Source organism: Amycolatopsis sp. NPDC004079 (genome assembly GCF_040610415.1).
Taxonomy (GTDB): Bacteria; Actinomycetota; Actinomycetes; order Mycobacteriales; family Pseudonocardiaceae; genus Amycolatopsis; species Amycolatopsis halotolerans.
In genome coordinates this window covers 1-8,766 of sequence record NZ_JBEXMH010000137.1, presented here as the reverse complement: position 1 = coordinate 8,766, position 8,766 = coordinate 1, and the positions used below count along the sequence as shown (strand labels likewise).

The window sequence follows — 8,766 nt, the reverse complement described above, 5'->3', positions numbered from 1 at the left end:
GTGCGACGCCAGCCACACCAACACGCCCACACCCCCACAACACAACCCACACCCACCAACAACATCAACAAAAAACCACCCGGTGGATCCAGGTCTGATTCCCTCAAGGAGCCCTTCACGGACGGCGAACCCCGGCGGCGGCCCCGGCGAGACCGGGCCGGAGGAGACCGGGTCACCGCACTGGGCGACGCCGTCGCGGGGCGGTCCGAATGCGACGGCTACCCTGAACGTCGTGCCTTCTCCAGCCGCTGACTCCGCTCGCGCCCGCCGTGTCTCCCTCGTGACCTTGGGCTGCGCCCGCAACGAGGTCGATTCCGAGGAGCTGGCGGGCCGGCTGGCCGCGGGCGGCTGGGAACTGGCCGCCGAACCGGAGGACTCCGACGTCGTCGTGGTCAACACGTGCGGCTTCGTCGAGTCGGCCAAGAAGGACTCGGTCGACACGCTGCTCGCCGCGGCCGACACCGGCCGCAAGGTCGTCGCGGTCGGCTGCATGGCCGAGCGCTACGGCAACGAACTGGCCGACAGCCTGCCCGAGGCCGACGCGGTGCTCGGCTTCGACCACTACGCCGACCTGTCCTCCCGCCTCGACGACGTGGTCGCCGGCCGCGCGATCGCCGCGCACACCCCGTCCGACCGCCGCAAGCTGCTGCCGATCAGCCCGGTGCAGCGGCCCGCCGCGACGGCCGAGGTCGAGGTGCCCGGGCACGCGCAGCACGGCTGGGGCCCGCGCGTCCTGCGCACGCGGCTGGACGATTCCCCGGTCGCCGCGCTGAAGATCGCCTCCGGCTGCGACCGGCGCTGCTCGTTCTGCGCGATCCCGTCGTTCCGCGGGTCGTTCGTGTCCCGCCAGCCCGACGAGATCGTCGCCGAGGCGGCCTGGCTCGCCGAGAACGGCGCGAAGGAACTGTTCCTGGTCAGCGAGAACTCCACGTCGTACGGCAAGGACTTCGGCCGCGACGGCACCCGCGCGCTCGAGCTGCTGCTGCCGCGCCTGGCCGAGATCGACGGCATCGAGCGCGTCCGCGTGTCCTACCTGCAGCCCGCCGAGACGCGGCCGCAGCTGGTGCGGGCCATCGCCACCACGCCGGGCGTCGCGGACTACTTCGACCTGTCCTTCCAGCACTCCAGCGAGCAGGTGCTGCGCCGGATGCGCCGGTTCGGCTCCACCGATTCCTTCCTCGCGCTCACCGAGCAGATCCGCGAGTACTCGCCCGAGGCGGGCATCCGCACCAACGTGATCGTCGGCTTCCCCGGCGAGACCGAGGACGACCTGGCCGAGCTGGAGCGGTTCCTCACCGGGGCCCGGCTCGACGCGGTCGGCGTGTTCGGCTACTCCGACGAGGACGGCACCGAGGCCGAGACCTTCGACGGCAAGCTGGACCCGGCCGTGGTCGCCGAGCGCGTCGCGCGCATTTCGGCGCTGGTCGAGGAGCTGACCGCGCAGCGCGCCGAAGACCGGATCGGCACCTTCGTGGACGTCCTGGTCGAGCACGACGGCACCGACGGCGACGACGCGGTCGGCCGCGCCGCGCACCAGGCCCCCGAGGTCGACGGCGAATGCGTCATCCTCGAGGACGAAGACACCAAGCCGCTCGCGGTGGGCGACATCGTCCGCTGCGAGGTCGTCGACTCCGCCGGCGTCGACCTGGTCGTCCGCCCGGCGCCGGACGCCGGCCGGTGAGTGCCGCGCCCAGCGGGGCGGGCGAGGGCGTGCCCCGCGCCGCTTCCGAGGGCGGGGCCCAGCTGCCCGAAGCCACTCCGGTCCCGACGCTGAACCTGGCGAACCTGCTCACCATCTCGCGGCTCGTCCTGGTCCCGCTGTTCGTGGTGGCGCTGTTCACCGGCCACGGCGAGGACACCACGTGGCGCGCGATCGCCACCGGCCTGTTCGCCATCGCGTCGGCCACCGACCAGGTCGACGGCTGGGTCGCCCGCCGCTACGGGCTCATCACCGACTTCGGCAAGATCGCCGACCCGATCGCGGACAAGGCGCTCATCGGCGCCGCGCTGATCGGGCTCAGCGCGCTGGGGGAGCTGGGCTGGTGGGTCACCATCGTGATCGCGGTGCGCGAGATCGGCGTGACGCTGCTGCGGTTCTGGGTGATCCGGCACGGCGTGATCCCGGCCAGCCGCGGCGGCAAGGCGAAGACGATGGCGCAGATCATCGCGATCGTGACCTATCTGCTGCCGCTCCCGGCCGGAGCGGACCCGGTGCGCTGGGTGCTGATGGGGATCGCGGTGGCGCTGACGGTGGTCACCGGCGTCGACTACCTGGTCCGCGCGATCCGGCTGCGCGCCGCCGGCCGGCGCGCGATGGGCTCGTGATGACCGGGGCGCGCGAACTCGTCGCGACCCTCACCCGCCGGGGGGAAACCGTGGCGGCGGCGGAGTCGCTCACCGCCGGTCTCGTCTGCGCCACGCTCGCCCAGGTACCGGGTGCGAGCGCGGTGCTGCGCGGCGGCCTGGTGGTCTACGCCACAGAGCTGAAGGCCGCGCTCGCCGGGGTCGACGAGCAGTTGCTGGCCGAGCACGGAGCGGTGCACCCCGAGGTCGCCGCGCAGCTGGCCAGGGGCGCGCGCGAGCGCTGCGGGGCGACCTGGGGGCTCGGCCTGACCGGCGTCGCCGGGCCGGATCCGCAGGACGGCGTGGCGCCGGGAACGGTGTACGTCGGGCTCAGCGGACCAGGCGTGACCACGGTGCGTGAGCTGGCCGAGCCCGGTGACCGGGACACGATCCGGACGGCGTCGGTGCGCGCCGCGTTCGTGCTGCTCGGGGAACAACTAGACTGAAAACGGCGTTCGCCCTTGGCGTACGTACGTGTCAAGTCCTGCACTCGGGGCACCGCTCTGGGTAACGTAGGAGGCACCAGTTCGGGAAGGGAGGCGCGTGATGACCGTGCTGTTGCGCGAGGCGATCGGTGATCGGCTCCGTCATGCCCGCACCAACCAGCGTCGGACGCTGCGTGACATCTCCCGCGCCGCCCGGGTGAGCCTCGGCTACCTGTCCGAGGTCGAGCGCGGCCAGAAGGAGGCTTCCAGCGAGCTGCTCGCTTCGATCTGCGAGGCGCTGGAGCTGCCGCTGGGCGAGCTGCTGCACAAGGTCGCCGCCGACGTGTCGGCTCTCGACAAGGTCGAGGTCGCGCCGGTCGAAGAGGTGGAGACCGCGCCGAACCAGACCGTGCCCGACCGCGGCGAGGCCGGGTTCGAAGGCGGCCGCCTGGTGTCGGAGCTGATCGGCGACGACCTCTCCGACCTGCGGCTTCAGCCCGCTCCGCGGATGAACACGACGTTGCGGACCACGATCGGCGCGCCGAAGCTGGCGTCCACGATCGCGGCGTAACGCCCGCCCTGTTTCGCTGCACGGCCCCGGGGATCTCCCCGGGGCCGTCGGCGTGCGCGGAGTTCCCCTTCCGGGCCGGTCCCGACCGCCGGTCAGGGCTGACCCTGAATTCCCCCGGGGTCGCCTGGAACGGCGGAGGCCGACCTGACACGATGGAACCCAACGCCGGGGTCGGTACGTTGTGCGACTAGGGGAGCGACGCCCCGCCCCGAAGCAATCAGGGCCCGTGGGACGCAAGAAGGCAGGCGGAGGAGATGGCCAACCCGTTCGTGAAGTTCTGGAAGTACATGATGGCGGCGTTCTCGTCGAAGATCGACGAGCACGCCGACCCGAAGGTACAGATCCAGCAGGCCATCGAGGAGGCGCAGCGCAACCACCAGGCGCTGACGCAGCAGGCCGCCTCCGTGATCGGCAACCAGCGGCAGCTGGAGATGAAGCTCAACCGCCAGCTCGGCGAGGTCGAGAAGCTGCAGGCCTCGACGCGCCAGGCGCTCGTGCTGGCCGACGAGGCCCGCGGCAAGGGCGACGAGGCCAAGGCCACCCAGTTCGAGACCGCGGCGGAGAGCTTCGCCGCGCAGCTGGTCACGGCCGAGCAGAGCATCGAAGACCTCAAGACGCTGCACGACCAGTCGCTGCAGGCCGCCACGCAGGCCAAGCAGGCCGTCGAGCGCAACGCGACGATGCTGCAGCAGAAGCTGGCCGAGCGCACCAAGCTGCTCTCGCAGCTGGAGCAGGCGAAGATGCAGGAGCAGGTCTCCGCGTCGCTGAACCAGATGAGCCAGCTGGCCGCGCCGGGCAACACGCCGTCGCTGGAAGAGGTCCGGGACAAGATCGAGAAGCGCTACACCACCGCGCTGGGCTCGGCGGAGCTGGCGCAGAACTCGGTGCAGGGCCGCATGATGGAGGTCCAGGAGTCGGCCACCCAGATGGCGGGCCACTCGCGGCTCGAGCAGATCCGCGCGTCGATGCGCGGCGACTCGGTCGCGCAGGTCACCGACGGCGGTGCGGGCGCGGCCGCGGCCAAGCCGGCCGCCGCCTCGGGCGACATCCAGCGGGAGATCCAGGCCCGCGTGCAGGCGGAACAGGGCAAGAACCCGGCCTGACCGGCCGGGCACGAGCGGCGCAGGGGGTAGCGCGGATGGCCAAGCGGCGGGACTTCAGCGAGTTCAACGCCAAGCTCGAGAAGCACATCGAGCGGTTGCCCGACTACGCCCAGCGCGCTCAGGAAAAGCTGCAGCGGTACTTCCCGCCGGCCGAGGAGGCCGGCGGGAAGCCGCAGCAGAACGGCCGGACCGAGCGCGGTCCGGTCTCGCCGCCGCCGGTGCCGCGCCGCCCGTCGAGTGCGGCGGCGTCCGCGGCGTTCTCTTCGGTCGCCGGGCAGGTGCCCGCGGTCGCCGAGGTCCGCGCGAAGTGGCAGCGTTGGAACGAGCCGAGCGCGAAGCACCAGCGCCGGATCCGCCGCACCTCGCGCGTGCTCACGTTGTGGGTGCTGGTCACGATCCTGCTCGGGATCCTCACCGTGCTCACCGCCACCGGTTTGCTCGGCGGAGCGGTGGCCGGTCCGGAGATCGGGCAGGCGGTGTTCTCCGGTTTCGCGACGCTGGTGTTCGGGACGTTCAGCGTCCGCACCGGGATGCGGTTGCGAGAGCTGAAGAAGGTCGAACTTCCCGCCGCGCCCAGCGGCCCGCCGCCGTTGCCCGCAGCCGGTTCGGCCGCGCGCGAGCCGATGGAGCGCTTGGCCGAGTCGGAGGCTTCGCTGCGCGAACTCCTGCGCCAGCTTTCGGTGCCGACTTCGCTGGGCACCACCGCGGTCCCCGAGGTCTCGGTCGCCGACGCCCGTGCGACGGCAGACGAGGCGGCCCGCGCACTGCGCGGCTTGGCGGACCGGATCCAGGCGATCGAACGGGGCCGCAACTCCGCGCCGGAACGCGAACGTTCGGCGTTGCAGGCCGCCGTGGCGAAGTTGCGCGAACAGCTCGACGACGGGATCGAAGGCTACGGCGGATTGGTCGCCGCGGCCGGTCGTGCGGTGGCAGCGAGCAGTGACGGAATGGTCACGTCGCGGGAGGCGCTGACGGACGCGACGGATCGGCTCGCGGGGTTGGCGCTGGCGCTGAAAGACCTTGGCTGACCAGCCTGGTCCGGCCCGGTCGTGGGGCCGTGTGGCGCGGTAGTCCGCGGCGGATCTCGGGGCGAATGTGGTCCGGGCGCGTGGCTTCGTGCCGACTCAGGGAAATCGCCGCAGCCGGGCGAGCGGTGACGGAATGGCCACCTCGCGGGAAGCCCTGACGGACGCGACAGACCGGCTCGCGGGGTTGGCGCTGGCGCTGAAAGACCTTGGCTGACCAGCCTGGTCCGGCCCTGTCGTGGGGCCGTGTGGCGCGGTAGTCCGCCGCGAAACGCCCGATCCAGGGGTGAATGTGGTCCGGGCGCCCTGGTTCGCGGCGACTCCGGGAATCGCAGCGGCCGGGCGGAAACGCCGTCCTGATGGCCGAGTTTGGGATTCCGGTCGGCGCAACCGGACAGTCCGGCCGCGACGGTGCGTGAGTTTCCCCCGCATACCGCAACAATCGCGTAATCCGATCCTGCTGGTGACGGAAACGTCTGCGGTTTAACGTTTTTCTCATGAGGTCGGTGTTGGCACCCGCCAGGCCCGGCGTCGAGGGCTGAGGTTCGCGGCGCCGGACGTACACAGTGGACTCCTCCGATCCCGCCGAGGAAAGGACGCCCTCGTGACTACGCTCCCGCCGGAACCTGATCCTGTTCCCGTCCCCCCGCCCAGCTCGCACGAGCGGGTCCGCACCGCGTTCGAGCGGCTGGCGAAAGCCGACCGTCCCGGACTCTGGGTCTCGGTGCGCACCATGGAGGAAGTGCTCGTCGAAGCGAAAACCGTCGACGAGCGCGTCCACGCGGGCGAAGACCTCCCGCTGGCCGGAACGGTCTGCGCGGTCGACTCCGACGGCCCGCCCGCGCTCGCCCGCCTGACCGACGCCGGCGCGGTGGTCCTCGGAACCACCGTCGCGGACCCGGAAAGCGCGGCGATCGGTCTCGAGATCGTCGACCTGGCACTGAATTCGTCCGCGCGGGAGATCGCCGCCCCGGCCGGGGTGCTGACCCTCAAACCGACGCCCGGGCTGATCCCGGCGACGACCGTCTCGGTGTCCGCCCACCGCCTCACGACCGCCCAGCGGGCCGTCGCGGCGATGTTCGGCACGGACTCGGCAATGCGCGAATGGCCGGCCGACGTCCGTCTCGCCGCCGGACGGCATCCGCGCCTCGGCATCCCCGCCGAAGCCAGCCTCCCGCTGCCCGCGAGGAGGGCGTTTGACGTCGCCGCTGCCTCTCTGGAGGCTTCCGGCGCTGTCTTGGTCCCAGTAGACGTCAGCGCGTTCTACGGGGCCGGAGACGCCCCTGGAGCCCGCTCGCTGCTGGCGGATCTGGATGCGTTGCTGCTGCCGACCGTCGGCGTCCTGGAGGCGACTCTGAACGCACTGGACGTCGCCGCGGTGACCGTGCCGGGGGACCGGCGGCCGTACGGGATCACTGTGGTGACGCGGGCGTTCGAGGACCAGATCGGCATCGACCTGGCTTCGGTGCTGACTGGCGAGCAGTCGCCGGACCCGTATCCGAGCGAGAGCGTCGATGTGGTGGTGTTCGGCGCGCATCTGTGCGGCCAGCCGCTGCATGACGAGCTGCACGGGGCGCGGTTCGGTGGTCTGGTCCGGACTGCCGAGCGCTATCGCCTGGTGCTGCTCGACGGGGTCGCCCCGCCCCAGCCCGGAGTGGTCTCCGGCTCGGCTGGCGTGGACGGCGAACGCTGGCGGCTGTCTCCGGCGGCGTTCGGCCGTTTCGCGGAGGGCTTGGCGGCGCCGTTCGTGGTGGGCCGGGTCGAGCTGGAGGATGGAAGCTCGCCGCTCGCGGTGCTGTGCGAACCGTCGGCCGCGGTCGGCGGGGAAGGTCTGGACCGGTACGCGTCTTGGCGGGGGTACCTGCGGTTCGTGAGCACTGGCGGACCGCGGTTCCCCGGCTGAGGCGGAGGGGCCCGAGTGCGGACTCGGGCCCCGGCGGACCGGGGTTCCTGGGCCGGGGACGACGACCACGGGCCGAAGCTGTACCTCTGGTTCCGCCGAGCAGTCGTTCGCCGATACGGGGCCCCGGCTTGTGTGTCGGTGCCCGGACTTCGCCGTCGGGCAGGTGCGCCCGGCCCCGCTACCGGGCGGCGAGCCCCCGGCCGACGCGGCGGACCAGACCGGGCCCGTGCAGTGCGAAGCCGGTGTAGATCTGGACGAGGCTGGCACCGGCGTCGAGCATGCGGCGGGCGTCGTCCGGGCCGAGGATGCCGCCGACGCCGATGATCGGCAGCCTGCCCTCGGTCTTCTCGTGGACGAAGCGCACGACTTCGGCCGAGCGTTCGGTCAGCGGGCGGCCGGACAGTCCTCCGGTTTCCGACGCCAGCGCGGCTTCGGCGGGGGCGATGCCCGCGCGGGAGAGGGTCGTGTTGGTCGCGATGATCCCGGCGACGCCGTGGTCCAGGCAGACTTCGAGGAGTTCGGCGAGCGCGTCGTCGGTGAGGTCGGGGGCGACCTTCACCAGCAGAGGAGTGTCGCCGCCCAGCTCGGCGCCGGTCTTGCGGAGTTCCGCGAGCAGTTCGGCGAGCGCGGATTTGTCTTGCAGCGCACGGAGGCCGGGGGTGTTCGGGGAGCTGACGTTGATCGCGAAGTAGTCGGCGAAGGGGTGCAGGGTGCGGAGCGAGTAGCGGTAGTCCTCGACGGCCTCGTCCAGCGGCGTCACCTTCGACTTGCCGATGCTGATTCCCAACGGCACCGCGGGTTTTCCGTGCGCGGCCAGCCGGTCGGCGAGGGCTTGGGCCCCCTCGTTGTTGAAGCCCATGCGGTTGATGACCGCGTCGGTGGCCGGGAGGCTGAAGAGGCGGGGTTTGGGGTTGCCCGGCTGGGGGTGGCGGGTGACCGTGCCTACTTCGACGAAGCCGAAGCCCAGGGCCGGCCAGGCGTGGAGGGCTCGGCCGTTCTTGTCCATGCCCGCGGCCAGGCCGACGCGGTTGGGGAAGCTCAGGCCCAGGACTTTGGCGGGATCGTTCGTCCGGTACGCCTTGGCGACGGGGCGGAGGGCGGTTCCGGCTCGGCTCAGGAGCGTGACTGTGCGCTCGTGGACTACCTCGGGGTCGTGGTAGGCGAGCCGGTACATCGCTGGGCGGACGATCCTGTCGAAGAGCACGTTGTCCATGCTGCCGTATCGGGGGTGGGTTGGCTGGGGTGGCTTGGGTTCTTGTGGCGGGGGTCGCGTCTTGGGTGGCTCGTCGCCTGGCGGCGACATTGCTGCGTTGGTTGCGTGGGGCACCCCGAAGGTTGATTGTGCTGACGGTCTGGGGGTGCTTGTCAAGGCGGGAAAGATGCCTTGACAAGCACC

8 protein-coding genes are annotated in these 8,766 nt (G+C 71.7%); 7 read left to right on the top strand and 1 reads right to left on the bottom strand.

The window, feature by feature from the left end; genetic code table 11:
• Positions 1-232: 232 nt before the first annotated feature.
• The 7 genes from rimO (at position 233) to ABZX37_RS48775 (ending at position 7,370) form a co-directional block, all read left to right on the top strand.
• On the top strand, positions 233-1,681 hold the full coding sequence (gene rimO / locus ABZX37_RS48805) for a 30S ribosomal protein S12 methylthiotransferase RimO (RefSeq protein ID WP_354751175.1): 1,449 nt from the start codon (positions 233-235) through the stop codon (positions 1,679-1,681).
• On the top strand, positions 1,678-2,325 hold the full coding sequence (gene pgsA, locus ABZX37_RS48800; protein ID WP_354751174.1) for a CDP-diacylglycerol--glycerol-3-phosphate 3-phosphatidyltransferase: 648 nt from the start codon (positions 1,678-1,680) through the stop codon (positions 2,323-2,325). Before rimO ends, pgsA begins: the two co-directional genes overlap by 4 nt.
• Positions 2,325-2,789: a CinA family protein gene (locus ABZX37_RS48795; protein ID WP_354751173.1), complete on the top strand. Its 465-nt coding sequence runs from the start codon at positions 2,325-2,327 to the stop codon at positions 2,787-2,789. The genes pgsA and ABZX37_RS48795 overlap by 1 nt, the downstream gene beginning before the upstream one ends.
• 100 nt (positions 2,790-2,889) lie before the next feature.
• A complete protein-coding gene (locus ABZX37_RS48790) occupies positions 2,890-3,339 on the top strand; it encodes a helix-turn-helix transcriptional regulator (RefSeq protein ID WP_354751172.1) in 450 nt (149 codons plus the stop codon).
• 254 nt (positions 3,340-3,593) lie between these two features.
• Complete coding sequence (locus ABZX37_RS48785) at positions 3,594-4,442, top strand: PspA/IM30 family protein (RefSeq protein ID WP_182893389.1); 849 nt, start codon at positions 3,594-3,596, stop codon at positions 4,440-4,442.
• Positions 4,443-4,477: 35 nt separating this feature from the next.
• Positions 4,478-5,470: a hypothetical protein gene (locus tag ABZX37_RS48780; RefSeq protein ID WP_354751171.1), complete on the top strand. Its 993-nt coding sequence runs from the start codon at positions 4,478-4,480 to the stop codon at positions 5,468-5,470.
• A 601-nt stretch (positions 5,471-6,071) separates the two neighbouring features.
• On the top strand, positions 6,072-7,370 hold the full coding sequence (locus tag ABZX37_RS48775; protein ID WP_354751170.1) for a hypothetical protein: 1,299 nt from the start codon (positions 6,072-6,074) through the stop codon (positions 7,368-7,370).
• Between the two features lie 178 nt (positions 7,371-7,548).
• Here the strand turns inward: ABZX37_RS48775 and ABZX37_RS48770 are convergent, their stop codons facing one another.
• Complete coding sequence (locus ABZX37_RS48770) at positions 7,549-8,574, bottom strand: quinone-dependent dihydroorotate dehydrogenase (RefSeq protein ID WP_354751169.1); 1,026 nt, start codon at positions 8,572-8,574, stop codon at positions 7,549-7,551.
• Positions 8,575-8,766 lie beyond the last annotated feature (192 nt).

Excerpts from the sequence above, each read along its gene's own strand:
- ABZX37_RS48795 (WP_354751173.1), top strand. The coding sequence starts at position 2,325 with ATGACCGGGGCGCGCGAACTCGTCGCGACCCTCACCCGCCGGGGGGAA.
- ABZX37_RS48790 (WP_354751172.1), top strand. The coding sequence starts at position 2,890 with ATGACCGTGCTGTTGCGCGAGGCGATCGGTGATCGGCTCCGTCATGCC.
- ABZX37_RS48785 (WP_182893389.1), top strand. The coding sequence starts at position 3,594 with ATGGCCAACCCGTTCGTGAAGTTCTGGAAGTACATGATGGCGGCGTTC.
- ABZX37_RS48780 (WP_354751171.1), top strand. The coding sequence starts at position 4,478 with ATGGCCAAGCGGCGGGACTTCAGCGAGTTCAACGCCAAGCTCGAGAAG.